The organism is Oceanibium sediminis (assembly GCF_003265325.1).
GTDB lineage: Bacteria > Pseudomonadota > Alphaproteobacteria > Rhodobacterales > Rhodobacteraceae > Halovulum > Halovulum sediminis.
The window spans coordinates 1-287 of the sequence record NZ_QGNX01000100.1; the positions used below are offsets into that span (position 1 = coordinate 1).

At 34.5% G+C, this 287-nt stretch carries 1 protein-coding gene; it reads left to right on the forward strand.

Annotation, left to right across the window (positions count from 1 at the left end; genetic code table 11):
- The first annotated feature begins 72 nt into the window (after positions 1–72).
- Positions 73–255, forward strand: coding sequence for a hypothetical protein (locus tag DJ029_RS21880; protein ID WP_157966491.1), 183 nt, complete (start codon positions 73–75; stop codon positions 253–255).
- Positions 256–287 lie beyond the last annotated feature (32 nt).

Genomic DNA, 287 nt, shown 5'->3' on the forward strand with positions numbered 1-287 from the left:
GTATCAATGCCGTAGCTGTGGTTAAAGAAATAAATCAAATTGCAAATTCTTGTTAAAAAGTAGGAAATCATTATGAACCATAGCGAATTTGCACTCGACTCAAAACATAAAAATATCATTTGGAGCTGTTTATTTCTCTTGGGATTTACCCTTTCTGTGGGTACATCAATAAAGAGTTATGTTGCTGCCTTGGCTATTGGTTTACCATTAGCTATAGCATTGTATGTTAATAACCAGAAAAAGGCGCCTTCATGAAAGTAGATTCGGAACAAATTATACAACTACGG